This is a genomic window from Streptomyces sp. NPDC048270 (assembly GCF_040652335.1).
In the GTDB taxonomy this organism is placed as follows: Bacteria; Actinomycetota; Actinomycetes; order Streptomycetales; family Streptomycetaceae; genus Streptomyces.
Map to the genome: position 1 here is coordinate 203121 of NZ_JBEZLV010000001.1, position 24975 is coordinate 228095.

Consider the following 24975-nt stretch of genomic DNA (forward strand, 5'->3'; position numbering starts at 1 on the left):
GGAAACCCGGACGTCCCGGGCGTTCCGGCCGCGATGGGGTCACAGAACGCACATGGTCCGACACTCGCGCATGTGATCGATCACACAGAACCGACTGTCTTCACATGACAAGCATTCAGCCAAAAGCGAACACGGGGCGGGGTACTCACAGGGGAAGAGTGACACGCATCACGAGGCCACCGCCTTCCCGGGGCATCGCCTGGATCCGTCCGCCGTGTGCGCGGGCCACGGAGCGCGCGATGGAGAGGCCGAGCCCGACACCCTTGTCGCTGTTCGTCCGCTCGGTACGCAGCCGCCTGAAGGGCTCGAAGAGGTTGTCCACCTCGTACGCGGGAACCACGGGACCCGTGTTCGATACGACGAGCACCGCCTGGCCGTGCTGGGCCTCGGTGGTGACCTCCACCCAGCCGTCCTCCGGCACGTTGTACCGGACGGCGTTCTGCACCAGGTTGAGCGCGATCCGCTCGAGCAGGACGCCGTTGCCCTGGATCACGGCGAGGGCGCGCTCGCCGCGGATCTCCACGCCCTTCGCCTCGGCCTCCCCGCGCACCTGGTCGAGGGCGCGGGAGGCGACCTCCGCCAGGTCCACCGGCTTGCGCTCGACGATCTGGTTCTCGCTGCGGGCCAGCAGCAGCAGGCCCTCCACCAGCTGCTCGCTGCGCTCGTTGGTGGCGAGCAGGGTCTTGCCGAGCTGCTGGAGCTCGATCGGCGCCCCCGGGTCGGACAGGTGCACCTCCAGCAGGGTGCGGTTGATCGCGAGCGGGGTCCGCAGCTCGTGCGAGGCGTTCGCGACGAACCGCTGCTGGGCCGTGAAGGCACGCTCCAGCCGGTCGAGCATCTCGTCGAAGGTGTCGGCGAGCTCCTTGAGCTCGTCGTCCGGCCCATCCAGCTCGATCCGCCGGGTCAGGTCGGAGCCGACCACCCGGCGGGCGGTCCGGGTGATCTTGCCGAGCGGCGAGAGCACCCGGCCGGCCATCGCGTAGCCGAAGGCGAAGGCGATGATGCTCAGCCCCAGCAGGGCCATCAGCGAGCGGCTCAGCAGGTCGTCCAGCGCATGGCGGCGCTGTTCCAGCATGCACTGGCCGATCGCGGCGTTGAACTCGCTGGGCGTCAGCTGGCCGACCACACCCGGACAGGTACTGCTGGTCACCTTCACCTCGCCGCCGACGATCTGGAACGGCGGCGCGTTGCCCTCCCGCAGGGCCTGGGCCGCCAGCAGGTAGATGATCGACAGCAGCAGGATCCCCGCGATCAGGAACATCCCGCCGTACAGCAGCGTGAGCCGTATGCGGATCGTCGGCCGCAGCCAAGGGAAAGGACCCTCGGGCTGGCCGGGGTCCCAGGTCGGTTTCGGTGGCGCGACCGGTGGCGCCGGGTTGGCTGGCACGCGCGTCAGATCCGGTAACCGGAGCCCGGCACGGTCACGATGACCGGGGGCTCGCCCAGCTTGCGGCGCAGGGTCATCACGGTCACCCGTACGACGTTCGTGAAGGGGTCGGTGTTCTCGTCCCAGGCCTTCTCCAGCAGCTGCTCGGCGGAGACCACGGTCCCCTCGCTGCGCATGAGGACCTCCAGCACCGCGAACTCCTTGGGCGCCAGCTGAACCTCCTTGCCCTCACGGAACACCTCGCGCCGGTTCGGGTCCAGCTTGATGCCGGCCCGCTCCAGGACGGGTGGCAGGGCCACGGTGGTGCGCCGCCCCAGGGCCCGCACGCGGGCGGTGAGCTCGGTGAAGGCGAAGGGCTTGGGCAGGTAGTCGTCCGCCCCGAGCTCCAGCCCCTCCACACGGTCGCTGACGTCGCCGGAGGCGGTCAGCATCAGGACGCGCGTGGGCATGCCCAGCTCGACGATCTTCCGGCAGACGTCGTCGCCGTGCACGAGCGGGAGGTCCCGGTCGAGCACGACCACGTCGTAGTCGTTGACGCCGACACGCTCCAGGGCGGCGGCGCCGTCGTACACGACGTCCACGGCCATGGCCTCCCGGCGCAGTCCGGTGGCCACCGCATCGGCGAGCAGCTGCTCGTCCTCGACGACGAGTACGCGCACGTCGATTTCCTTCCTCCAGCCCAGCAGGGCGCATGTGTGTTGCGTCGACCATCCTGCCCGTTTCGGCCGTAAACCGGCTGTAAGACGACGCTCGCAGGGTGCAGCGACGGGCTCCGCCGGGCGGAGCTGAGGATTCCCTCGTCTTACGAGGTTTCTGGGCCCAGGGTGCCGGGGAGGACGTCAGCACACCCCATCCACTCCCTGACGGCGGACTGCCACGTGCCGCCGCCGACCCACGAAGAGGGGGCGAACCCACCATGGACGCATTCACCGCGGGTCTCCTGCAGCGCATCAGGGCCACGCAGTCGGACCTCAGGCAGGCCCGCGAGGCGGGCGACGACTTCCTCGCGGAAGTGGAACAGGCGGAGCTGGAGGACCTCCAGCGCCTCGCCGCCGAGCACGGTGTTCCGGTCTCGGTCTCCGTGCCCGCCTGCTGACCCGAAGCCTCCGCAAGCCCGAACCCCGGCCGCCCCCAGGCGGCCGGGGTTCACTCATGCGCGGGCCGCACGGGGCCGGCGCGGGCCGGCGGCCGGCATCCGGTCAGTCGTGCCAGGCCCCCGCCCCGTCCAGCAGCGGCTGCAGCGAGGCGAACACCGCGGGGCTCGCGGCGAGCGCGAGCTCGCCCGAGGCCGGCTCCCCCGGCCGGCCGCCGGTCAGGGCGCCGGCCTCCCGCGCGATCAGGTCGCCCGCCGCCAGGTCCCAGGGGTTCAGCCCGCGCTCGTAGTACCCGTCGAGCCGCCCGGCGGCCACGTCGCACAGGTCCAGCGCCGCCGAGCCGCCCCGCCGGATGTCCCGCACCACGGGGATGATCCGCGCCACGACCTCGGCCTGGTGGGCCCGCCGGGTCTGGACGTACGCGAAACCGGTCCCGAGCAGGGCCTGGTCCAGCGGCGCCGCCGACCGGCAGGCCAGGCGCACCGCGCCCAGCCAGGCCCCGCCGCCGAGCACCGCGTGGTAGGTCTCCCCGCGCATCGGGGCCGCCACGACGCCCACGACGGTCTCTCCCCCGTACTCGGCCGCGATGGACACGCCCCAGCTGGGCAGGCCGTAGAGGTAGTTCACGGTCCCGTCCAGGGGGTCGACGACCCACCGCACGCCGCTCGTGCCGGGGGCGTTCGCGCCCTCCTCGCCGAGGAGGCCGTCCTCGGGCCGCCGTTCGGCGAGGATGCCGGTGATCAGCTTCTCGGCCGCGATGTCCATCTCGGTCACCACGTCGATGGGGCTGGTCTTCGTCGCCGCCACCGCCAGGTCGGCGGGCCTGCCGTCGCGCAGCAGGGCCCCGGCCTGGCGGGCGGCCTCCAGGCCCACGTCCAGCAGTTCGGCCTTCAGGTCATCGGAGATCAAGGTCCCTCATCCCTCCGCGTACGGGCTGTCGGCGCCCGCGGCGGCCGGCCGGGGGGTGCGCCCCGGGCAGCAGCCCACGGCGCACAGGTCGTGGCTCTGCCCCAGTCTGCCCACCCAGCACTCCTCGACCGCGTCCCCGCGCTCCCGGGCGGCGCGCTCCCGTACGAGTTCCCGTACCGCGCCGGCGAAAGCGGGGTCGGCGCCGACCGTCGCGGAGCGCGCGACGGGCAGGCCCAGTTCGGCCGCCTTGGCGGTGGCCTCGGAGTCGAGGTCGTAGAGGACCTCCATGTGGTCGGAGACGAAGCCGATGGGCACCATGACCACGGCGGGCGCGCCCTCGGCGTGCAGGACCTCCAGGTGGTCGCAGATGTCCGGCTCCAGCCACGGGATGTGCGGGGCGCCGCTGCGGGACTGGTAGACGAGCTGCCAGGGGTGCGCGAGACCGGTCCGCGCGGCCACCTCGTCGGCGATCACGCGGGCGACGTCGAGGTGCTGCTTGACGTAGGCGCCGCCCTCACCGCCCTCGGTGTGGTCCTCCACGGGGCCGGAGGCGTCCGCGGCGGCCGTGGGGATGGAGTGGGTGGTGAAGGCGAGGTGGGCGCCGTCCCGGACGTCCGCGGGCAGGCCGGCGAGCGCGGCCAGCACCCCCTCGATCATGGGGTTCACGAAGCCGGGGTGGTTGAAGTAGTGCCGCAGCTTGTCCACGCGCGGCGGCTCCACGCCCTCCTCGGCGAGGGCGGCCAGGGCGTCGGCGAGGTTCTCGCGGTACTGCCGGCAGCCCGAGTACGAGGCGTACGCGCTGGTCGCGAGGACGGCGATGCGGCGGCGGCCGTCGGCGGCCATCTCCCGCATCACGTCCGTGAGGTACGGGGCCCAGTTGCGGTTGCCCCAGTAGACCGGCAGGTCCAGCCCGTGCTCGGCGAAGTCCTTGCGCAGGGCGTCCAGCAGCGCGCGGTTCTGCGCGTTGATCGGGCTGACCCCGCCGAAGTTGAAGTAGTGCTGCCCGACCTCCTCGAGCCGCTCGCGCGGGATCCCGCGCCCTCGCGTGACGTTCTCCAGGAACGGCACGACGTCGTCGGGTCCCTCGGGCCCCCCGAAGGAGAGCAGCAGGAGGGCGTCGTACGGGGCGGCGAGGCCTTCGGCCCTGGGCTGGGCGTCGGCGCGGAGCTGGTCTGACATGCGTCGAATCCTGCCACCCGGCTTGCGCGCGCGGGAATCGGCCCGGCCCCGGACCGCGCGCACAGGGGAGGTAAGGTGAACCTAAGTTCCCACGTCGGGAGCTTTTCCCCGTGCGGGCGCCTGGTCGTCAGTCGTAACCTGTATGGGCCGATGACGTTCCTTACGGAGAACCCTTGCCCAGTCCCTATCGCGCCCTCTTCGCCGCCCCCGGCACCTGGGGGTTCAGCGCTGCCGGCCTCATAGGCCGCCTCCCGATCTCCATGGTCGGGGTCGGCATCCTCACGATGATCTCCGAGATCACCGGCCGCTACGCGATGGCGAGCGCCCTGACCGGCACCCTCGCGCTGGCCGCCGCCGTGATCGGCCCGCAGGTCTCGCGGCTGGTCGACCAGTACGGGCAGCGGCGGGTCCTGCGCCCCGCCACCCTGATCTCCGTGGTGTCGGTCGCCGCACTGCTGGTCGCGGCCGCGAACGGGTGGCCCGACTGGACCCTCTTCCTGTTCGCCGCGATCGCCGGCTGCGTGCCGAGCGTCGGCTCGATGATCCGCGCCCGGTGGACGGTGATCTACCAGGACTCGCCGCGCGAGCTGCACACGGCGTACTCCCTGGAGTCCGTGGTCGACGAGGTGTGCTTCATCTTCGGCCCGATCATCGCCATCGGCCTGTCCACCACCTGGTTCCCCGAGGCCGGTCCGCTGATCGCCGCCGTCTTCCTGCTGGTGGGCGTCTGGCTGCTCACCGCGCAGCGCTCGACAGAGCCCGCGCCCCACCCGCGCAGCGAGGGCGGGGACCGCACCTCGGCCCTGCGCTCCCCCGGCCTCCAGGTGCTGACGCTCACCTTCGTGGCCACCGGCGCGATCTTCGGCTCCATCGACGTGTCCACCCTGGCCTTCGCCGAGGAGCAGGGGCACAAGTCCTGGGCCAGCTTCATCCTGGCGATCTGGGCGGCGGGGTCCTGTATCGCCGGAATCGTCTTCGGCCTGCTCCACCTCAAGGGCCGGGCCGAACTCCGGTGGGTACTGGGCGTATGCGCGATGGCCGTGAGTATGATCCCCCTCCTACTGGCCGGGAACCTTCCGTTTCTGGCCGTGGCGCTCTTCGTCTCGGGCCTCGCCATCGCTCCCACGATGATCACCACGATGGCCCTGATCGAGGCGCACGTCTCACGCGCGAAGCTGACCGAGGGCATGACCTGGATCAGCACCGGCCTCGCGGTCGGCGTCGCGGTCGGCTCGTCGGCGGCCGGTCTGGTCATCGACGCGGCGGGCGCGCAGCGCGGGTTCGTCGTCTCCATCGCGTCGGGGGTGGCCGCGGCAGCGGTGGCGTTCGCGGGATACCGCCGGCTGACGAAGCCGGCGCAAGGGGAGGAGCCAGCTACCGATGGGGACGGCGACAGCAGGGCAGAACAGCCAGACCGCGTGGCGTAACTGGGCGGGCAACGTCACCGCCACGCCCGCGCGCACGGTGACCCCGGCCTCGGTCGGGGAGCTCCAGGAGGCGGTCCGCCGGGCCGCCGAACAGGGCCTGCGGGTGAAGGCGGTCGGCACCGGCCACTCCTTCACCGCGGCCGCCGCGACCGACGGGGTGCTGGTACGGCCCCAGGCGCTGGCCGGGATCCGGTCGGTCGACCGGGCCGCCGGGACCGTCACGGTGGCGGCCGGCACGGTCCTCAAGGACCTGAACGTGGCGCTGGCCAAGGAGGGCCTGTCGCTCACGAACATGGGCGACATCATGGAGCAGACGGTCGCCGGCGCCACCAGCACGGGCACCCACGGCACCGGCCGCGACTCGGCCTCCCTCGCCGCCCAGATCCGCGGCCTGGAGCTGGTCACCGCCGACGGCGGGCTGCTCACGTGCTCCGAGAAGGAGAACCCCGAGGTCTTCGCGGCGGCCCGGATCGGCATCGGGGCCCTCGGCATCGTCACCTCGCTCACCCTCGCCGTGGAACCGGTCTTCTTCCTGACCGCTCGTGAGGAACCCATGGGCTTCGACCGGGTGACCGCCGAGTTCGACCAGCACTTCGCGGAGAACGAGCACTTCGAGTTCTACTGGTTCCCGCACACCGGCAACTGCAACACCAAGCGGAACAACCGCAGCCAGGGCCCCGCGGCCCCGCCCGGGCCGGTGAGCGCGTGGATCGAGGACGAGCTGCTGTCCAACGGCGTCTTCCAGGCGGTGAACTCGCTGGGCCGCGCGGTCCCGGCCACCATCCCCGCCATAGCCCGCGTGGCCAGCCGGGCCCTGTCGGCGCGCACGTACACGGACATCCCGTACAAGGTGTTCACCAGTCCGCGCCGGGTCCGGTTCGTGGAGATGGAGTACGCGCTCCCGCGCGAGCAGGTGGTCGGGGCGCTGCGGGAGCTGCGGGCGATGGTCGACCGCTCCGGGCTGCGCGTCAGCTTCCCGGTCGAGGTGCGCACGGCCCCGGCGGACGACATCACGCTGTCGACGGCCTCCGGCCGCGAGACGGCGTACATCGCGGTGCACATGTACCGGGGCACGCCGTACCAGGCCTACTTCACGGCGGCCGAGCGCATCTTCACCGCGCACGGGGGCCGCCCGCACTGGGGCAAGGTGCACACGCGGGACGCGGAGTACTTCGCCGGGATCTACCCGCGGTTCGCCGAGTTCACCGCGCTGCGCGACCGGCTGGACCCGGACCGGGTGTTCGGCAACGACTACCTGCGGCGGGTCCTGGGCGACTAGTGCTGTGGCCGGAAAGGTTTGCCGGGGCGCGGCGTCCGGTGCGGTGCATCGCAAGGCGGAGGGCCACGGCTCGTACTGGACGTACGTGCGCGGTCCGACAACGCAGCGAGGTGCCGTGCCGGGCGTCGCGACCCGGTGAACCTTTGCGGTCACAGCACTAGGCAGGGCGCCCCGGGTCAGGGAGTGGCGGAGCCCTTCGCCGAAGGCTGCGTGCTCGGGGCCGGCGGGGGCGTGGGCCGGGGCGGCGGGGTGGGCTGCGAGGGGGACGGGCTGGGCGCCGGGTCCACCGGCCGGGACGGGCTCGGGTCGGGTGAGGCGCCGCCGCCGGGCGAGTGCGACGGCTCCGGGGAGCTCCGGGGAGTGGCCTCGCCCTTGTCCCCCTTGTCCCCCTTGTCCCCCTTCCCGTCCCCGCCCGGCTCGCCGTCGCCCTGCCTGCCCCCGCCGGGGGGTTGGGGCGGTGTCTCGGGCGTGTGGTTCCGGGCCTTCGCCGTCCCGCCGGACAGCACGGTGCGGTCGTCGCGGCTGACCGACTCGCCGGTGAGGGTCTCGTACAGGCCGATCCCGCCGATGGCGATGGCGAAGGCCAGCCCGGAGGCGACCGCCGTGCGCTTCCAGCCCCTCACCCGGGTGCCGTGCACGGTGGCCTCGCCGAACTCCCCGGAGGGCACGGCCTCCTCGGGCAGCGGCACCTGGCGGCCCCTGGGGCGGGCGGTCTCGCGGATCTGGTCGCCGGTGCGCCGGAAGAAGTGCTGGATGACGGGTCCGCCGGCGGTGGCGACGACGCTGACCACACCGGCGCCCAGGATGGTCCCGTAGACCCCCATCTGCGAGGCGAGGAGGGCCGCCGCGACGGTGGCGAGCGAGCTGCCGGCCACCTGAGCGGCGCTCAGGTCGAGCTTCTTCTTCTCCGGTTCGACGTCGTGCGCCGAGTTCTGACCCATCGCCATCCCCTGTGTGTCCTGCCTCTCCCGCGCCGGAACCCTTCAGGAGTTACTGACACCCGAGCGAAACGATTAGTTCCGTTTCTGTGGATTATGTGAAGCAAGACACCTGGAAACGGGCACGGGTGCAGGTGGGGCCCGCCGGAGGGCAGGCCAACTCCCGCCGTCCGGGAGAAGTTCGGCGGCGCGGCGGTCCACCCAGGTGGCCCGAATGGAGTACTGTGACGAGCCCTGGGGCCGTCCTTCCTTACGGATGTCCGGACTCGGGAGAGGGGGCCGGTTGATGGAAAACGGCGCTCAAAGACCGGTGATGCCGCGGTATCGCACGGGCGCCTGCTGCGCACAGTAATCGTTCGGTCACTGTGCGTGCCCAACAGGTAACCGTGCCATAACGGCGATCAAGGGCGCATGCCCGACACGCCGGTTTAACTCGGCAAGGTTGTGGCAGGCTGCACCCGGGCAGGCCACACTCGACTAGCGGAAGCAGCGACGCACGTGACGTCGGCAGGCACCACCCGGGAGGTCCCCATGCCCGAACTGCGTGTCGTGGCCGTCTCAAATGACGGCACACGACTGGTGCTCAAGGCTGGGGACAGCACGGAGTACACGCTTCCGATCGACGAACGGCTGCGGGCTGCCGTGCGCAACGACCGCGCGCGCCTGAACCAGATCGAGATCGAGGTGGAGAGCCACCTCCGCCCCCGCGACATCCAGGCCCGCATACGGGCCGGTGCCTCCGCGGAGGAGGTCGCTCAACTCGCCGGCATCCCCGTCGACCGCGTACGCCGCTTCGAGGGCCCGGTGCTCGCCGAGCGCGCGTTCATGGCCGAGCGCGCCCGCAAGACCCCCGTGCGCCGGCCCGGCGAGAACACCGGACCCCAGCTCGGCGAGGCCGTGCAGGAGCGGCTCAGCCTGCGCGGGGCCGAGAAGGAGTCCGTCCAGTGGGACTCCTGGCGCCGCGACGACGGCACCTGGGAGGTCCTCCTCGTCTACCTGGTCGCGGGTGAGCCGCACTCGGCGAGCTGGACCTACGACCCGCCGCGCCGGCTCGTCGTGGCGGTGGACGACGAGGCGCGCTCGCTGATCGGCGAGTCCGACGACCTGCCCGCCACGCCGGAGCCCAGCTTCCCCTTCGTGCCGAGGATCGCGCGGCTGCCGCGCGACCGGCCGCTGGACCGCGCCCTCGACCGTCAGTTGGAACGGCCGACCCCGCCGCCCGCACCGGACCCGGAGGAGGAGCGGGACACGCTGACCAGCCTGCTGGAGGCGGTCCCGAGCTTCCGCGGCGACATGGTGGTCCCCGAGCGGACCACCGAGGTGCCGCCGGCGGAGGACGAGGCCGCGGAACCCCCGGCTCCGGCCGCCTCGGCGGGCGCGGGCTCCGCGTACGCCGACGTCCTGATGCCGCGGACGGTGGCGGGCCACCGCGACCGGCTGACGGGAACCACGGACCGGCAGGCCGAGGCGGACGGCGTCCGCCCCGGGCGCCGGGCGGCGGTGCCCAGCTGGGACGAGATCGTCTTCGGCACCCGGCGCAAGAAGCAGGAGTAGCCGACGGCCGGTCCCGCCCCGGGTCCGGGGCGGGACCGGCCCGGCGGTGCACCTGCCGGGCAGCGGTCATGAGTCAGCAGGAGGACGCCCGCGGGCCGGGGCCCGGCGCAGGACGGCCGGCTCCCCCGGGCGAACGGGTTCCGCCTACTGCGGCGCCGGGCCCGTGGCCACCGGGCGGGCCGGGTCGCAGGACCACTCCGACCAGCTGCCCGCGTACAGGTCGGAGGCGATGCCCGCGACCTCCAGCGCCAGCACCTCGTGGGCGCCGGACACCCCCGAGCCGCAGTACACGCCCACCGGGGAGCCGCCCGACGCACCGAGCGCGGCGAAGCGTGCCCGCAGGACGTCGGCCGGCAGGAAGCGGCCGTCCGGACCCACGTTCTCGGCGGTCGGGGCCGAGAGCGCACCCGGGATGTGGCCGCCGACCGGGTCGATCGGCTCGACCTCCCCGCGGTACCGCTCCCCCGCCCGCGCGTCCAGGAGCACCCCGGCCCGGGCCCGCGCGGCCGCTCCGTCCGCGTCCAGCAGCCCGACGGCTCCCGGATTTGGCTTGAAATCGCCCTCGTGGGGAATCACCCGCTCGGCCGACACGTCACCCCCCGCTGACGTCCACGCCGCCAGGCCGCCGTCCAGGACCCGTACGTCCTCGTGACCCGTCCAGCGCAACAGCCACCAGGCCCGGGCGGCCGCCCAGCCCTGCCCGCCGTCGTACACGACCACCGGCACTCCCGCCGAGACCCCGGCCCGCCGCATCACGGTCCCGAAGGCCTCCGGGTCCGGCAGCGGGTGACGTCCGCCCGACCCGGCCGGACCAGCCAGTTCGCGGTCGAGGTCGACGTACACCGCGCCGGGCAGGTGCCCGGCCTCGTATGCGGGTCGCTGGTCGGGGCCGCCCAGCTGCCAGCGGATGTCCAGCAGCACGGGAGGCCGGGAACCGGCCAGCTCGTTCATGAGTTCGGCAGGGGAGAGGATCGGCGTGGTCGCAGTCATACGGGCCATCTTCCTCCCCGCCCCACACCCGCGTAACAAGCCCGTCACCAGCGGGGCGCACCGATCCGGTCATCTCCTCCCGGGCCCCGAAAGTGCGGCCGGGTCGGGGCGCGGCGGGCCTCCCGGAGTGGAAGCATCAGCAGCGGCAACGGCACGACGGAGGAGACGGTTGACATGACCGAGGCAGCTAAGGCAACACGGCGCACGCCCGGTACCCCGTGCTGGGTGAGCCTCATGGTGCACGGCCTCGGGACCACCGAGGACTTCTACGCCGACCTGTTCGGCTGGGAGTACGAGCCGGGCCCCGAGCAGCTCGGGCCGTACGTCCGGGCCCTGTTGGGCGGGCGCGAGGTGGCCGGCATCGGCGAGATGCCGCCGGACCGCCATCTTCCGGTCGCCTGGACCACGTACCTGGCCACGGACGACGCCGACGCGACGGCCGAGACGATCCGCTCCTGCGGCGGCACGGTCGCGGTGGGCCCGCTGGACGCGGGCATCGCGGGCCGCGTGGCGATCTGTTCCGACCCGCTGGGGGCGATCTTCGGGCTGTGGCAGGCGCAGAGCCACATGGGGACCCGGCTGCACGGCGCCGCGGGCACTCCCGTGTGGAACGAGCTCGTCACCCAGGACACCTCGACGGTCGGCAAGTTCTACGAGCACGTCTTCGGCCACGAGCCGCAGACCCACTCGACGGCCTCGGACGACTTCGACTACGTGACGCTGCTCCTGGAGGGCCGCCCGGTGGCCGCCGTGCACGGCGTGGGCCGGTCGCTGCCGCACGACCGGGGCCCGCACTGGATGGCGTACTTCGAGGTCGAGGACACCGACGCGGCGGCGGCCCGGGTCCGCGACCTGGGCGGCCGGATCCTGGAGCCGCCCCGCGAGGGCCTCACCGGCAGGGTGGCCACGGTCGCGGACCCGGAGGGCGCGGTCTTCGCACTCGTCCGGTCCCGTACGCGGACGGGGCCGGCCTAGGGCGGGTCCAGTCGGTCTGACAGGCTGAGCGAAACCAGGCGCGGCCGGTCGCCGCGATGGTGTGGGATGCGGGACATGACGATCGTTCTGAACGAGCCCGGCGTCGATGGGCTGACCGGGGTCGTGGACGCCCTGCGCGTATGGCAGGACGACCGCACGCCGCTGCAACTCCATCCGGGAGATCTCGGCTGGGCCTGGGCGCTGGGCGCGCGGAGGCTGGCCGCCGCGGTCCGCACCTGGAGCGTGGACGGACGGATCATCGCCGTCGGATACCTGGACGACCCTGATCTGCTGCGCCTGACGACCGCGCCGGATCTGCGACAGGACGGCGATCTGGCGCGCCGGCTGCTGGCGGACCTCGATGATCCGGAGCGCGGAGTCCTGCCGCCCGGGAAGGTCGGCCTCGAAATCCCCGACGGCGCCCTGCTCCGCGAGGTGCTCTTGGAGGCGGGCTGGATTCCGGACGAGCCGTGGACGCCGCTGCGCCACGACCTCGCCGAGCCGGTGAAGGACTCCGGCCTGCGGATCGAGGTTGCCGGTCCGCAGACGGCGGGGGTGCGGACCGCAGTGCACCGCTCGGCGTTCAGCAGCCCGGCGTTCACCGAGGAGACGTGGCACGTGCTCGCAGCCGGGCCGGTCTATGCCGACGCCCGATGCCTGATCGGCTACGACGACCAGGACAACGCGGTGGCCGCGGCGACGGTCTGGTCGGCCGGGCCCGGAAGGCCCGGCCTGCTGGAGCCGGTGGGCGTGCACGCCGACCACCGCGGTCGCGGCCACGGGACGGCGATCAGCGTCGCCGCTGCGGCGGCGCTGCGTGAAATGGGTGCATCAAGCGCACTCGTCAGCACCCCGACCTCGAACGCTGCCGCCGTCGCCGCCTACCGGGCAGCCGGATACGAGCCGTCGCCCGAACGGCTGGACGTCAGCCGAGCTGCCTCAAAATGATCAGGCAGCGGTATCGGACAGGCTCCGTCGCGTCGCTGGCCCCGGCTTGCCCGAACGCCCTTCGAGGGCATGGGGCAGGTCGGGGTTCGATGATGGTCGGCTGCACCGAAGGGCGTCGTGGCCGGTGGCGGGATCAGCCCTGGCGCCCGGGGGCGGCCGCCTCGGAGAGGTGCAGGAGCGCCTTGGCGGCCAGCCGGTAGCCGAAGGAGCCGAGGCCGACCACGACCCCGCCGGCCAGCGGGGCGATCACCGATTCGTGCCGGAACTGTTCGCGGGCCCAGATGTTGCTGAGGTGTACCTCGACCCAGGGCGGTGAATAGCTCGCCAGGGCGTCGCGCAGGCTCCATCCGGCGATCATCAGCGCACCGGGATTGACGATGGCGCCGACCGTGGTGTCGTTGTGCTCGTGGACGGCCCGGACGAGGTCGCCCTCCGAGTCGTGCTGGACGGAGATCACGTCCCATCCCCTGACGCCCACCTCTTCGGCGACCGCCTTCTCTATGTCGGACAGCGTGTCGGTGCCGTATATCTCCGGCTCGCGCCGTCCCAGAATTCCCAGGTTGGGACCGTTCAAGAGAAGTACGGCACTCAAGGGGACACCTCGCTCTTCACACCGCCGGCGAACTCCGGATCAGGTCCATGCTGTCCGCGCCGCCGGCCCGGCGCCATCATCAGAACTGATAGTTCCGGTCGGCGTGCTCGAGGAACCGCCCCACCCCTGCTCGAAGCCGGCTCGGACCGCTCTGGAGATCGTCCGGCCCGCCCGGTCCGCCCGGCGGGGAGGGCGACCTGTGGGCACCCTGGCGCGGACGCGTCCGGCAGGGTCCGGCCATGCCCCGCGCACTGTCCGGAAACGGTGTTCCTGCGGTCAACTCCGATCGTCTCTCGAGGAGTTCCTGAGTACCCGCCGCCTAGGCTCCGCCGAGGAATCTGCCGGTGCCCCCACGGAACGACGCGGCGTGAATGATGATCCCCTGACAGGAGACGTGATGCTCGATTCTCTCTTCCGGTTGGAGCTGCCGCCCGCCTTCTCCGCCATGCGGGCGTGCGACAGCGCCTCGTGCGAGACCGTCCGGCTCTCCGCCCGCTCCTTCTCCGCCTGGTCCCGCGGCGATCTCACGGAGGCGCTGCGCCTGTCGGAGTCGGCGAGCCAGGGGCACCCCGCGTGCGCCGGGGCCTGCAGAGGGCCGGCCACGATCTGGCATTCCGCGCTGCTGGTCCGAGTCCGCGAGTTGGTGGCCGCCGCCCGTTCGCTCGCCCGGATAGAGGAGCTGACGGTCGGCGCCGGGGAGACCGGCGCGCTGGTGGCGGCCTCGCTGGTGTGCGCGGGAGACCTCGCGCTCGCGCAGGGGGACGTCGCCGCCGCCGTCGACGCGGTGGGCAGGGGGGTGCACAAGGCGCAGCAGGCCGGCCTGCACTGCCTGATTCCCGACGCGCACACGGTGATGGCGCTGAGCGCCCTGCGGCAGGGCGACATGAGCACGAGCCTGGAGTTCGTGGACCAGCTGCGGGACGACGCCCTGCTCGGCCGGACGACCGACCGGCCCGGTCAGTACGCGTGGGCCGCGGCCCAGCTGCTGGAGGTGCAGGGCGGGGCGAAGAGCGCCGCCCACTTCATCGTGGGCATCGTGACGGACGACCAGCTCCTCCTGGAGCTGCTGGCCTCGCAGCCGGCCGCCGCCGCCTGGCTCGTGCGGGCCACCAGCGAGCTGGGCGACGTGTCCCTCGCCCAGCGGGTGGCGTCCGAGGCCTCCGGCCTCGCGACGCGCAACGCCGGGCTCCGCTCGATGGAGGCGGCCGCGGTGCACGCCCGCGCGCTGCTGGAGGGCAGTCCCGAACGCCTCGTCTCCGCGGGCGTGTCGCACCTGGACCCGTGGGCCGGCGCGTCCGCCTTCGAAGACGCCGGGAACCTCCTCGCCGGCCTGGACCGGGAACGCGACCGGGCGGTGGAGATCCTCGAACGGGCGGTGGAGGGGTACACGAACGCCGGGGCGCCGCGCGATGCCCGCAGGGTCGTCAGCACGCTCCGCGGGCTCGGGGTGCGGCGCGGCCGCTATCCGCGCTCGGCCGGCCAGGACGGTGTGAGCACCGGCGCCCTCACCGAGACCGAGGCCGCCGTCGCCGAGCTGGTGAGCCACGGCTTCACCAACTCGCAGGTGGGCCAGCACCTGTTCATCTCCGGCCACACCGTGGCGTTCCACCTGAAGAAGATCTTCCGCAAGCTGAACGTGGCTTCCCGTGTCGAGTTGACCCGCACGTGGAGCCGTCTTTCGGACGCGGCCGCAGAGCCCACTCCCCCGCGCTGACCGCGGGCGGCCGCCGATGCGCACGGGTCATTCCGCCGGCAGGATCCGGCGGAGCTTCCCGGGCGATCCGCCGGGGCGCTTGCGCCACTCGCGGGGGTAGCCCACGGACACCTCCTCGAAGCGGACGCCCTCGTGGTACGTGGTCCGCGGGATGTGGAGGTGCCCGTAGACCATGGCGGCCACGCGGAACCGGCGGTGCCAGTCGGCGGTGAGCCGGGTGCCGCACCACATGGCGAACTCCGGGTACCACAGGACGTCCGTGGGGTGCCGGTCGAGCGGGTAGTGGTTGACGAGCACGGTGGGCAGGTCTTCGGGGATCTCGGCGAGCCGGCGCTCGGTCTCGGCGACCCTGGCCCGGCACCAGGCCTCGCGGCTCGGGTAGGGGTCGGGGTGCAGCACGTACTCGTCCTGGCAGACGACTCCGGTCTCGTGGGCGTAGGCCAGCCCCTGCGCCTTGGTGGTGCAGCCCTCGGGCAGGAAGGAGTAGTCGTACCCCAGGAACAGGGGCGCCACGGCGACCGGGCCGCCGGGGCCCTCCCAGACGGGGTAGGGGTCCTCGGGCGTGGTGACGCCCAGTTCGCGGCACAGCTCGACCAGGTGCTCGTAGCGTGCGACACCGCGCAGGCTGACGGAGTCGCTCGGGTGGGTCCACAGCTCGTGGTTGCCGGGGACCCAGACGACCTTGCGGAAGCGGCTCGCGAAGGTCTTCAGACACCAGCGCACGTCGGCCACGGTCTCGGCCACGTCCCCGGCGACCAGCAGCCAGTCGTCTTCCGACTCGGGCGCCATCCCGTCCACCAGGGCGCGGTTCTCCGCGTAGTTGAGGTGGAGGTCGCTGATGGCGAGCAGCTGTCCGCTGCCGCCGGCGGCGCCGGCCATCACCCGCTCCCCTCAGCGCCCACGAGACCGCTGCCCGCGGGCGGGGCGGCGCGCCGGGGGTCCAGCCGCTCCGCGAGCAGTGCGGCCACCCGCGTGCTCTGCTCGACGAGGTAGAAGTGGCCTCCGGGCAGGACGTGGAGGTCCGTCGGTCCGGTGGTGTGGTCCTCCCAGGCCGCTGCCTCGTCGACCGAGACCCGGGGGTCGCTGTCCCCGGTGATCACCGTCACCGGGCAGTCCAGCCTCCGGCCGGGCTCGTACCGGTACGTCTCGACCGCGCGGTAGTCGCTGCGGATCGCGGGCATGATCATTTCCAGCAGTTCGGGATCGTTCAGCATGGCCGCGCTGGTGCCGCTCAGCTTCCGGAGCTCGGCGACCATGTGCTCGTCCGACTGCGTGTGGACCCCCTCGTCGCGCTCGCAGGAGGGGGCCCGCCGGCCGGAGGTGAAGAGCCGTACGGGCGAGGGGAGTCCGGCGTCCTGCATGCGCAGCGCGACCTCGTAGGCGAGGACGGCCCCCATGCTGTGCCCGAACAGTGCCAGGGGCTTGTCGTCGAGCCCGCCCACGGCCGCGAAGATCCGGTCGGCCAGGTCGGGAAGGCTGGGCACGTTCGGCTCGTGGCGCCGGTCCTGGCGTCCGGGGTACTGGATGGCCAGGACCTCCACGGCGGGCGCGAGTGCCTTGGACATCGGGAAGTAGAAGCTCGCCGATCCGCCGGCGTGCGGGAGGCAGACGAGGCGGATTCCGCTGTCCGGTGCCGGGTGGGACCGGCGCACCCACTTGTCGAATTGCTCCGCTGCTTGAGGCACGGCCAGGAGTTCCTTTCGGGAAGAGCCCTTGCTCTGCAGGAGCGTAGGACAGGGGGCGTCCGGCCGGACATCCCCCGATCTGATAGGCCGGCCACCGGTCGGCGACCTCGGGAATGCGGGTGGATGCGGGACCGGGCCGCGCCCTGGGCCGGCCGGACGGGCCGTGCTCAGCCGAGGCGCAGCGGGAGTTCGGCGACCGCGGTGAAACCGGTCCGCAGCACCCAGGGGATCTCCTCGCGCGGCACGGCGAGGCAGAGGTCCGGGAAGCGGGTGAACAGCGCGTGCAGCGCCACCTCCGCCTCCTGGAGCGCCAGCGGCGCACCGAGGCAGTAGTGGGCTCCCTGCCCGAACCCGAGGTGGCCGGTCCCGGTCTCCCGGCCGATGTCCAGCCGTTCGGGGCAGCCGAACCGGCGCGGGTCGGTGTTCGCGGACAGGATCAGCGGCAGCACGGGCGCGCCCGCGGGGATCCTGACGCCGCCCAGCTCCACGTCCTCGGCCGGGTACCGGGGGTTGCCGAACTGGGTGGGGCCCAGGCGCATCAGCTCCAGCACCGCCTGCGGCCACCGGGACGGGTCCTCGCGCAACAGGGCGAGCTGGTCCGGGTGTTCGAGGAGGGCCAGCACCGAGTTGCCGATCAGGTTCATCGTCGTCTCGTGCCCGGCGATCACCAGGGTGAAGACGAGCTTGACCATCTCCCGGTCGGTGAGGCGGTCGCCGTCGTCCTCCTGGACCTCGACGAGCGCGGTGACCAGGTCGTCGCGCGGCTCGGCGCGACGGGCGGCGATCACGCCGAACAGGTAGTCGGCGCAGTCGCGGAAGACGGTCGGGAGGATCTCGGCGTGCTCCATGGGCGCCATCAGGGCGCGCCCCCACGCGTACCAGTCCGCGCGGTCGGCCGCGTCGATCCCGACCAGCTCGCAGATCACGGTCGCCGGCAGCTCGAAGCAGAAGGACCCCACGAGGTCGACGGGCGTGCCGTCGCGTCCCGCCTCGGCCATCCGGTCGAGCAGCGTCCCGGTGATCTCCTCGATCCGCGGGCGCAGCATGGCCACCCGTCGCGCGGTGAAGGCCTTGGAGACCAGCCTGCGCAGCCGGAGGTGGTCGTCGCCGTCGATCTCTATGAGCTTGCCGGAGAGGTACTCGACGACGTCGGAGGAGACGTCCTTCATGACCGTGAACCGGCTGCCCGCGCCCGGTACGGAGGCCGGGTTGTTGAGGAACAGCGGGTCGGTGAGGACCCGGCGCACGTCCTCGTAGCGGGTGGCCAGCCACATCGGCGGTCCGCCCATGAACGAGCCGGTCAGGACCGGCGCCTGCTCGCGCATCCGCGCGTACCCGGCGAACGGATCGGCGATCAGGTCCGGCGAGAACAGGTCGACCGGGGCGGCCGGACTCTCGGCGGTGGCGGTCATGGGTCTACCCCTTCGTGTCGAGGACGAGAGCCGCGCCGGGCACGGCCGCGCGGCCGGCTGCCGTAGGAGCAGCCGGCCGCGCGGAAGTCCGCACCAGACGGGCTGATGGGCCGGCAGCGGCTGCCGCTAGCCGGCGCGGACGGCCGTGAGCTGCCAGACGGGGGCCTTGATCTCGCCCTGCAGCTCCTCCTCGGGCCACTTGAAGGCCGGGTCGAAGGCGACGGGCGCGTCGGGGGCGCCCTCGGCGGGCTTGACGCCCAGCATCTCCCGGATCCCCTCGTGGGTGAGGGTGGTGTCGTACTCGGCCAGGTGAAGCGAGGTGATCTCGAACTTCTCGCCGACGTTGCGGCGGAGGTTCTCCTCGGTGACCCGCTGCACGGTGGGGAACGGGGCGTGCGCCTCGGCGGCGAAGACCCACAGGTGCAGCTTCGCGCCCGGCTTGGTGGCACGGTGCAGCGCGGCGATGTAGTCGCGCTGGCCCTGCTCGTTGAGGCAGTGGTAGAGGGCGCTGTCCACGACGGTGTCGAACCGGCCCTCGAAGCCCGCGAGGCTGGTGGCGTCGGCGACGGTGAAGTCGACCTCGACCCCCTGGGCCTTGGCGCGCTTCGAGGCCTCCTGGACGGCGGTCTTCGCGGCGTCGATGCCGGTGACCTTGTGACCGCGCGAGGCGAGGAAGATGGAGTTGCCGCCGAGACCGCAGCCGATGTCGAGGACATCGCCCTTGATCTCGCCCGACTCCTCGAGCGCGATCAGGACCGGCTGCGGGCCGCCGATGTCCCACGGCGCCGGCGGGCCGACGCGGGTTTCACCCTTGTAGCTCTCGTAAAAGGCGTCCAGGTCGAGATTTTCCACGGAAACCTGATTTCCGGTCACACGAGCCTCCAGCGAATTGTTCAACGAGATTGATTTATGGCATCCGGCCGCGCAGACATGATGTCGGCCGCGGGAATGCCCAGAGCCCGGCAGCGGTGGCCCGCGCGCCTTGCATTGTCCTTCCACACGGTAGGACGGGCACAACGGGCGGGCCATCCCCCGACCTGATAGGCCGTAATCGAATCCGGCGGGCCCCCTAGAGCACGGACGGCCGGCTGGACATCCCTCGACCTGATAGTATTTCCGGTTCCTTGACACGCCCTGAAACGCCGGAATACTATTCTGGCAATTTTCCAGCGTGGCGGAATTCAGCCTTCAAACAGCGCGGACCTGTGAAGTCTCCTTGACGCCGTTTTTCGAAGTGCTCACTGATCTGCCCACGGCATGCGACGAGGGGCACGATGCCAACCATCCGAACGACGCACGACACGCACGCGAATCCGACGGACACGGACGTCGTCATCGTGGGCAACGGACCGATCGGGGCCGCGCTCTCGGTGCTGATCGCGCAGCGCGGCTGGCGGGTGACGGTGCTCGAGCGCCGCCCCCGGCCGTACCGGCTCCCGCGGGCGACCAGCTTCGACGGGGAGACGGCCCGGCTGCTCGCCGGCACCGGGATCGGCCCGGAGCTCGGCCGGGTCACGGAGCCCGCCAACGGCTACCAGTGGCAGACCGCGGCCGGCGCGGTGCTGCTGGACATCGGGTTCACCACGTCCGGCCCCTACGGCTGGCCCGACGCCAACACGATGCACCAGCCCGCGCTGGAGGAGCTGATCGCGGCGCGGGTCAAGGGACTTGACGGCATCACCGTGCTGCGCGGGCACGAGGTCGTGGCGATCGCCGACGGCGAGGAGCGGGTGGAGGTGACGGCGTCCACCGACGACGGTGCGACGCGCGTCCTGTCCGCACGGTGGGTCGTGGGATGCGACGGCGCGAACAGCTTCGTCCGCGACCACCTCGACGTCCCGGTCACTGACCTCGGGTTCTCGTACGAGTGGCTGCTCTGCGACGTCGAACTGCGCCAGCCGCGCGAGTTCACCCCGTCCAACGTGCAGATCTGCGATCCGGCCAGGCCCACCACGGTGGTGGCCAGCGGACCGGGGCGCCGGCGCTGGGAGTTCATGCGCCTGCCGGGCGAGAGCGCCGCCGACCTCAACCGGGACGAGACGGCCTGGCGGCTGATGGCCCCGTTCGGCGTCACCCCCGACACGGCCACCCTGCTGCGCAGCACCACGTACATATTCCAGGCCCGTTGGGCCGACCAGTGGCGGGTGGGCCATGTCCTGCTCGCGGGTGACGCGGCCCACCTCATGCCGCCCTTCGCCGGGCAGGGCATGTGCTCCGGCATCCGGGACGTCGTCAACCTGGCGTGGAAGCTGGACCTGGCGCTGCGCGGCCTCGCGGACGAGTCCCTGCTGGACACCTACACGCAGGAGCGCCGCGCGCAGGCCAAGGAGGCGATCCTGTCCTCGGTCCAGCTGGGCCGGATGATCTGCGTGACCGACCCGGCGGCCGCCGCCGAGCGCGATGCCACGGTGCTGGCCAACCGGCGCGGGCGTCCGGCGGGCCGGCCGGAACCGGCGAAGCCGCTGGCGGACGGGCTGCTGCAGCGGGCGCCCGGGGCCGGGGCGGCCGGCGCGCCCGCGGGTGCCGTCGTACCGCAGGGGCGGGTGAGCGGGCCGGGCGGCAGCGGGCTGTTCGACGAGGTCGTCGGACGTGGTTTCGTCCTGCTGACCACCGACGATCCGCACACCGTGCTCGACGGGGAACGGCTTTCCTTCCTGGCCGGGCTGGGCACGCACGTGGTGCGGCTGCTGCCGCCCGGCCAGGCCCCCGAGGAGGCGGGCGGCGTCGTCGGCGTGGTGGACACGGACGATGTCTACCGGCCGTATCTGGCGCGGTACGGGGCGACTTCACTGCTCGTCCGGCCCGACTACCACGTCTTCGGTGCCGCGAGCGGCGCGAGCGGCGCCGCGGCCCTGGTGGACGACCTGCGGGACCGGCTGCGTGCCGCGGTGCCGGCCGGTGCGGCCGCGCACCCGGCCGGCTGACGGCTCAGGCCGCGACGAGCCGGGCGAGCGACACCGCCCCGCGCAAGGACGACAGGCCGCCCAGCGCTGCCGGTTCCACCGGCAGCGGGGGCCGGCCCGGGCGGGCCAGCCCGGCCAGGTGGCCGGACACCATCCCGACGAGCCCGGGGACGCCGGCCGCGAAGCCGCCGCCGATCAGGACGCGCTCGGGATGGACCAGTTCCTGGACGCCGGACACCGCGGCGGCCAGGGCCCGGCTCGTCTCCTCGAGCGCGGCCACGGCCCACCGCTCCTCGTCGTGCAGCGCCCGCCGCAGGTCCTCGAAGGCGGCGGGCGCGCCGCGCAGCTCCCCGGCGCGGCGCAGGGTGGCCGGCCCGGAGGCGATCGCCTGGAGGCATCCCCGGCGGCCGCAGACGCACCGCGCACCGCCCATGTCGACGATCACGTGTCCGATCTCGAACGAGCCGCGGCCGAGGCCGGGGCAGAGTTCGCCCCGCAGCACGAGGCCGCCGCCGATGCCGGTGCCCACTCCGATGTAGAGCAGGTCCTCGCAGCCCGACGCCCGGGCCTCGGCGAGCGCGCCGAGGTCACCGTCGTCGGCCCAGGCCACGGCCGCTTCGGGGAACAGCGCCCGCAGCGCCCCGTCCAGGTCGAGCCCGTCCCACTCCGGCCGGCTGGGCCAGGCGGTGATCCGCCCGTCCCGTCCGACCGTGCCGGGCATCGCCACGCCCACCGCCCGCAGCGGTGCGCCGAGACGGGCCCGCAGCGCGGCCACGTGGGCGGTGAGCCGTGCCAGGTCCCGGGCGGCGCTGTGCCGGGGGCCCCACGGGAACGAGGACTCGTCCACGCACCGCCCGTCGGCCTCCACCCGGAAGGCGACCTTGGTGCCCCCGATGTCGACACCGAGGTGATGTGCCTTCTCCATGCTCGTGGACGGCCCTCAGCCGCGCGGCACGGACGGGCACAGTGCCAGCAGGTCGGCCGGGCGGAGCAGGACGGCGCCCGGCCCGGCGGCCAGCAGTTCCTCCTCGTCGTCCACATCGGCCCACAGGGCGGCGGCGGATGCCACACCGGCTCCCTTGGCGCTGGCCAGGTCGGTCGGCGCGTCGCCGACCATGATCGCGGCCTCGGCCGGCATCCCCAGCAGGCGCAGGGCGTGCTCCACGATGTCCGGGGCGGGCTTGGGGTGGGCGACCTCGTCCGAGCCGATCACGTGGTCGAAGAAGGGCAGCAGGCCCAGCTCGTCGAGCAGCGAGCGGGCCCGGGGGCCGCTCTTGCCGGTGGCCACCGCGAGCTTGTACCCGCGCACCCGCAGGGTCAGCAGCAGCTCGGCGATGCCCTCGAAGACCGGCACCTGGGGTGCGAGCCGGTAGCTCTCGCGGACGAAGGGCTCCTCCATCTCCAGCGGGAGGCCCATGATCCGCATGATGTCCGGGAAGTAGCGGCCCTGGTGGCGCCGGTACTCCTCGAAGGGCGCCGGGCCCTCGCCGACGGTCTCCTTGTAGGCGATGGCGAAGGCCTCCTCCATCACCGCGAAGCTGTCGACGATGACCCCGTCGAGGTCGAAGATCACGGCGCGCCTGGCCGACGGCAGGGTCTGCGCCGGGGGTATCCGTACCGTTGTCACTGTCATGTGATGCCCATTCCGTACGTCTGCTCGTTCTCTTGGAGCCGGTGGTCGACCGGCCCTTCCGCGCCGTTCACTGGTAGGCGGGCACGGCGTGCCGGGCGCGCACGGAGCGGGCCGACGCGTAGAAGTCCTCGATGACGCGGACCGTGGTACGGGCCTCGCCGATCGACTTGCCCCGGTTGTCCGGGTCGCCCAGGATCCCCGCGAGGCCGTCCAGCTGCCGCCGGTACTCGTTGCCGATCGGCTCGTCCGGGACCGGGACGGACGTGGTGGTGCCCTCCCGGGTCAGCGTCAGCAGGGACTGGGGGCGGCGGTTGGGGCTGAACCCGAAGGTGCACCGCAGCTCGGCGGTGCCGGCGCTGCCCACGACCTGGATCGTGGACACGTCCAGCGCCTCGTGCGAGGCCCAGCTGGCGTGCAGGGCGACCGAGACGCCGTCCTCGCGGACGAAGAAGCCCCGGGCGGTGTCCTCGACGTCGCCGCCGGCACCGGCCGCGGGCTCGTCCTGGCGCCAGGCGGCGCTCCAGGAGCCCGTGTTCACGAAGTCGCTCGCCGTGACGCCGACGACCTGGGCGAAGGCGGACGGGCCGAGCAGGGAGGCGAGCGTGTCGAGCAGGTGCCATCCGAGGTCGAACAGCACGCCGCCGCCGGCCTTGCTGCGCTGGGTGAACCAGCCGCCGGCCTTGGGGATGCCGCGCGCCCGGACCCAGGACAGGTCGACGTGCCGGATGTGGCCCAGCTCCGGCACCAGGCGGGCCAGGGCGCCCACGTCGCTGCGGTACGGGGCGGCGCTGCCGGCCAGCAGCATGGCGCCGCCGCTGCGTTCGGCGGCGGCCAGCAGGTCGGCCTCGTCGGAGGTCAGGCACACCGGCTTCTCCAGGAAGACGGAGATGCCCTTGCCGAGCAGGGCCGCTGCCACCTGGGCGTGCAGGAAGTTGGGTACGGCGACGACGGCGAGGTCGACGGACCGGGGGTCGAGCGCGTCCACCGTCGCGTGGACGGGAATGCCCAGTGCGCTGTCGAAGGCCGCGCGTGCCGCCGGTTCGGTGTCGGTGACGGCCACCACGTCGAAGTCCGCGTGCTCGCGGAGCAGGGGGAGCCACAGCTCCCGCCCGGCCCAGCCGAGTCCGACGATGGCCACCCGCACGCTCATGCGGTGCTCACCGCGTGAGCGATGATCTCGGCGGTGCGGTGCATGTCTTCCTCGGTGGCGAGCAGCGTGCGGTGGTGCAGCCAGATGCAGTCCTGGCTGATGGCCTCCGAGTGGGGGCAGCGCTCCGCGAGCTCGTCCGGGGTCGCGTCGGGCGCGCCGATCTCCCAGAAGGCGTCGGTGCGGTAGATGGCGCGGAATCCCGCGAACGCCGGCAGGCCGGCCTCCACGAGCCGGTCGACCAGCGCGTTGCGCTCGTCCTCGCCCAGGCCGGGCACCCGGAACATCGCCATGTAGTGCGAGGGGACGTCGGTGCGCTCGTCGCCGCGCTGCGGGACCACGCCGTCGATCGCCTCGAGCAGCTTGGAGAGCACGCCCCAGCGCTCGTGGCGCGTCGCGATCTGCTCGTCGAGGCGGCGCAGCTGGGAGCGCAGGACCGCGGCCGAGAACTCGTTCAGGCGCAGGTTGGAGCCGGCGATCGCGTGGCGGTAGCGGCGGTCGGTACGGGGCCGTCCGCAGCTGTGCCGCAGGAAGGCGTTCTCGTACATCTCCGAGTCCGGGAACAGGACGGCGCCGCCCTCTCCGGCGGTCATCAGCTTGCCGTTCTGGAAGCTGAATGCGGCGACCGAGCCGAGCTCGCCGACGCGCTTGCCCTGCCAGCGGGCGCCGTGGGCGTGCGCGGCGTCCTGGAGCAGCGGGACGCCCGTGCGGTCGGAGAGTTCGGCCAGCGCGTCCATGTCGGCGAGGAAGCCCGCCATGTGCACCGGCATGATCGCCCGGGTCCGGGAGGTCACGGCGGCGGCCGCCGCGGCCGCGTCGATGGAGTAGGTGTCCGGGTCGACGTCCACCGGGACGGCGACGGCGCCGAGCCGCTGGGCCGCCTGGGAGGACGAGATGAAGGTGAAGGCCGGGACGATGACCTCGGAGCCGGGGCCGACGCCCATGACCTGGAGGGCGAGTTCCAGTGCGTGGGTCCCGTTCGTGACCGCGAGGGCGTGGGCCGCGCCGTGGTGCTCGGCGAACTCCTGCTCGAAGGAATCGACTTCGGACCCGCCCATCCGCCACCACTGGCCCTGCTCGAGGGCGCGGACGAGTCCCTCCCGCTCGCTCTCGTCATACTGGGGCCACTGGGGGAATTCCGGCGCCTGTCGCACGTTCATGTTTCTCCAAGTAATGGATCTGACTCGACGCGAGTGCGAAGCGGGCGGG

23 protein-coding genes are annotated in these 24975 nt (G+C 72.8%); 8 read left to right on the forward strand and 15 right to left on the reverse strand.

The genetic code is table 11. The features are described from left to right. Positions 1-145 precede the first annotated feature (145 nt). Both AB0D66_RS00850 and AB0D66_RS00855 read right to left on the reverse strand, forming a co-directional pair. The gene (locus tag AB0D66_RS00850) at positions 146-1387 is read right to left on the reverse strand and encodes a HAMP domain-containing sensor histidine kinase (protein ID WP_362294564.1); all 1242 of its coding nucleotides are present in this window, start codon (positions 1385-1387) and stop codon (positions 146-148) included. 5 nt (positions 1388-1392) lie between these two features. Then, positions 1393-2046: a response regulator transcription factor gene (locus AB0D66_RS00855; protein WP_030008767.1), complete on the reverse strand. Its 654-nt coding sequence runs from the start codon at positions 2044-2046 to the stop codon at positions 1393-1395. A 257-nt stretch (positions 2047-2303) separates the two neighbouring features. Between AB0D66_RS00855 and AB0D66_RS00860 the strand changes: the two genes are divergently transcribed. Further along, positions 2304-2483: a hypothetical protein gene (locus AB0D66_RS00860; protein WP_362294567.1), complete on the forward strand. Its 180-nt coding sequence runs from the start codon at positions 2304-2306 to the stop codon at positions 2481-2483. Between the two features lie 103 nt (positions 2484-2586). On the opposite strand, the gene AB0D66_RS00865 is transcribed toward AB0D66_RS00860, so the two are convergent. Together AB0D66_RS00865 and AB0D66_RS00870 are read right to left on the reverse strand one after the other, a co-directional pair. After that, positions 2587-3387 (reverse strand): inositol monophosphatase family protein, encoded by an 801-nt coding sequence (locus tag AB0D66_RS00865; protein ID WP_362294940.1) that lies wholly within the window; start codon positions 3385-3387, stop codon positions 2587-2589. A 9-nt stretch (positions 3388-3396) separates the two neighbouring features. Beyond that, the gene (locus AB0D66_RS00870; protein ID WP_362294570.1) at positions 3397-4569 is read right to left on the reverse strand and encodes a ferrochelatase; all 1173 of its coding nucleotides are present in this window, start codon (positions 4567-4569) and stop codon (positions 3397-3399) included. Positions 4570-4742: 173 nt separating this feature from the next. Between AB0D66_RS00870 and AB0D66_RS00875 the strand changes: the two genes are divergently transcribed. Further along, positions 4743-5996, forward strand: a complete 1254-nt coding sequence (locus AB0D66_RS00875) for an MFS transporter (protein WP_362294573.1) — start codon at positions 4743-4745, stop codon at positions 5994-5996. After that, complete coding sequence (locus tag AB0D66_RS00880) at positions 5950-7275, forward strand: D-arabinono-1,4-lactone oxidase (RefSeq protein WP_362294575.1); 1326 nt, start codon at positions 5950-5952, stop codon at positions 7273-7275. Before AB0D66_RS00875 ends, AB0D66_RS00880 begins: the two co-directional genes overlap by 47 nt. 176 nt (positions 7276-7451) lie before the next feature. On the opposite strand, the gene AB0D66_RS00885 is transcribed toward AB0D66_RS00880, so the two are convergent. After that, positions 7452-8216, reverse strand: coding sequence for a hypothetical protein (locus AB0D66_RS00885; RefSeq protein WP_362294578.1), 765 nt, complete (start codon positions 8214-8216; stop codon positions 7452-7454). A gap of 528 nt (positions 8217-8744) precedes the next feature. Here AB0D66_RS00885 and sepH point away from each other — a divergent pair. Beyond that, on the forward strand, positions 8745-9767 hold the full coding sequence (gene sepH / locus AB0D66_RS00890) for a septation protein SepH (protein WP_362294581.1): 1023 nt from the start codon (positions 8745-8747) through the stop codon (positions 9765-9767). 144 nt (positions 9768-9911) lie between these two features. Here the strand turns inward: sepH and AB0D66_RS00895 are convergent, their stop codons facing one another. Beyond that, a complete protein-coding gene (locus AB0D66_RS00895; protein WP_362294584.1) occupies positions 9912-10757 on the reverse strand; it encodes a sulfurtransferase in 846 nt (281 codons plus the stop codon). Positions 10758-10931: 174 nt separating this feature from the next. Between AB0D66_RS00895 and AB0D66_RS00900 the strand changes: the two genes are divergently transcribed. Together AB0D66_RS00900 and AB0D66_RS00905 are read left to right on the forward strand one after the other, a co-directional pair. Then, positions 10932-11732 carry a VOC family protein gene (locus AB0D66_RS00900; RefSeq protein WP_362294587.1) on the forward strand — a complete coding sequence of 267 codons (801 nt, stop codon included), beginning with the start codon at positions 10932-10934 and terminating at the stop codon, positions 11730-11732. Positions 11733-11807: 75 nt separating this feature from the next. Next, positions 11808-12680 carry a GNAT family N-acetyltransferase gene (locus AB0D66_RS00905; RefSeq protein WP_362294590.1) on the forward strand — a complete coding sequence of 291 codons (873 nt, stop codon included), beginning with the start codon at positions 11808-11810 and terminating at the stop codon, positions 12678-12680. Positions 12681-12813: 133 nt separating this feature from the next. Here AB0D66_RS00905 and AB0D66_RS00910 read toward each other — a convergent pair whose 3' ends face one another. Beyond that, complete coding sequence (locus AB0D66_RS00910; protein ID WP_362294592.1) at positions 12814-13272, reverse strand: type II 3-dehydroquinate dehydratase; 459 nt, start codon at positions 13270-13272, stop codon at positions 12814-12816. Between the two features lie 397 nt (positions 13273-13669). Between AB0D66_RS00910 and AB0D66_RS00915 the strand changes: the two genes are divergently transcribed. After that, positions 13670-14986, forward strand: a complete 1317-nt coding sequence (locus AB0D66_RS00915) for a LuxR C-terminal-related transcriptional regulator (RefSeq protein ID WP_362294594.1) — start codon at positions 13670-13672, stop codon at positions 14984-14986. Between the two features lie 27 nt (positions 14987-15013). Here the strand turns inward: AB0D66_RS00915 and AB0D66_RS00920 are convergent, their stop codons facing one another. From AB0D66_RS00920 to AB0D66_RS00935, 4 genes are all read right to left on the reverse strand, one after another. Next, the gene (locus AB0D66_RS00920) at positions 15014-15865 is read right to left on the reverse strand and encodes a metallophosphoesterase (protein WP_362294597.1); all 852 of its coding nucleotides are present in this window, start codon (positions 15863-15865) and stop codon (positions 15014-15016) included. Continuing rightward, positions 15865-16671 carry an alpha/beta fold hydrolase gene (locus AB0D66_RS00925; RefSeq protein WP_362294600.1) on the reverse strand — a complete coding sequence of 269 codons (807 nt, stop codon included), beginning with the start codon at positions 16669-16671 and terminating at the stop codon, positions 15865-15867. Before AB0D66_RS00925 ends, AB0D66_RS00920 begins: the two co-directional genes overlap by 1 nt. A gap of 167 nt (positions 16672-16838) precedes the next feature. Continuing rightward, positions 16839-18083 carry a cytochrome P450 gene (locus tag AB0D66_RS00930; RefSeq protein WP_362294603.1) on the reverse strand — a complete coding sequence of 415 codons (1245 nt, stop codon included), beginning with the start codon at positions 18081-18083 and terminating at the stop codon, positions 16839-16841. 126 nt (positions 18084-18209) lie between these two features. After that, a complete protein-coding gene (locus AB0D66_RS00935) occupies positions 18210-18935 on the reverse strand; it encodes a class I SAM-dependent methyltransferase (RefSeq protein ID WP_362294606.1) in 726 nt (241 codons plus the stop codon). Between the two features lie 422 nt (positions 18936-19357). Between AB0D66_RS00935 and AB0D66_RS00940 the strand changes: the two genes are divergently transcribed. After that, a complete protein-coding gene (locus AB0D66_RS00940; RefSeq protein WP_362294608.1) occupies positions 19358-21007 on the forward strand; it encodes a bifunctional 3-(3-hydroxy-phenyl)propionate/3-hydroxycinnamic acid hydroxylase in 1650 nt (549 codons plus the stop codon). A 4-nt stretch (positions 21008-21011) separates the two neighbouring features. On the opposite strand, the gene AB0D66_RS00945 is transcribed toward AB0D66_RS00940, so the two are convergent. The 4 genes from AB0D66_RS00945 to AB0D66_RS00960 all read right to left on the reverse strand — a co-directional run bounded on the left by AB0D66_RS00945 (position 21012) and on the right by AB0D66_RS00960 (position 24926). After that, on the reverse strand, positions 21012-21911 hold the full coding sequence (locus AB0D66_RS00945) for an ROK family protein (protein WP_362294610.1): 900 nt from the start codon (positions 21909-21911) through the stop codon (positions 21012-21014). 15 nt (positions 21912-21926) lie between these two features. Next, positions 21927-22619, reverse strand: a complete 693-nt coding sequence (locus tag AB0D66_RS00950) for an HAD-IA family hydrolase (RefSeq protein WP_362294613.1) — start codon at positions 22617-22619, stop codon at positions 21927-21929. A 67-nt stretch (positions 22620-22686) separates the two neighbouring features. Beyond that, the gene (locus AB0D66_RS00955; protein ID WP_362294616.1) at positions 22687-23769 is read right to left on the reverse strand and encodes a Gfo/Idh/MocA family oxidoreductase; all 1083 of its coding nucleotides are present in this window, start codon (positions 23767-23769) and stop codon (positions 22687-22689) included. After that, positions 23766-24926, reverse strand: coding sequence for a DegT/DnrJ/EryC1/StrS family aminotransferase (locus tag AB0D66_RS00960; protein WP_362294619.1), 1161 nt, complete (start codon positions 24924-24926; stop codon positions 23766-23768). The genes AB0D66_RS00955 and AB0D66_RS00960 overlap by 4 nt, the downstream gene beginning before the upstream one ends. Positions 24927-24975 lie beyond the last annotated feature (49 nt).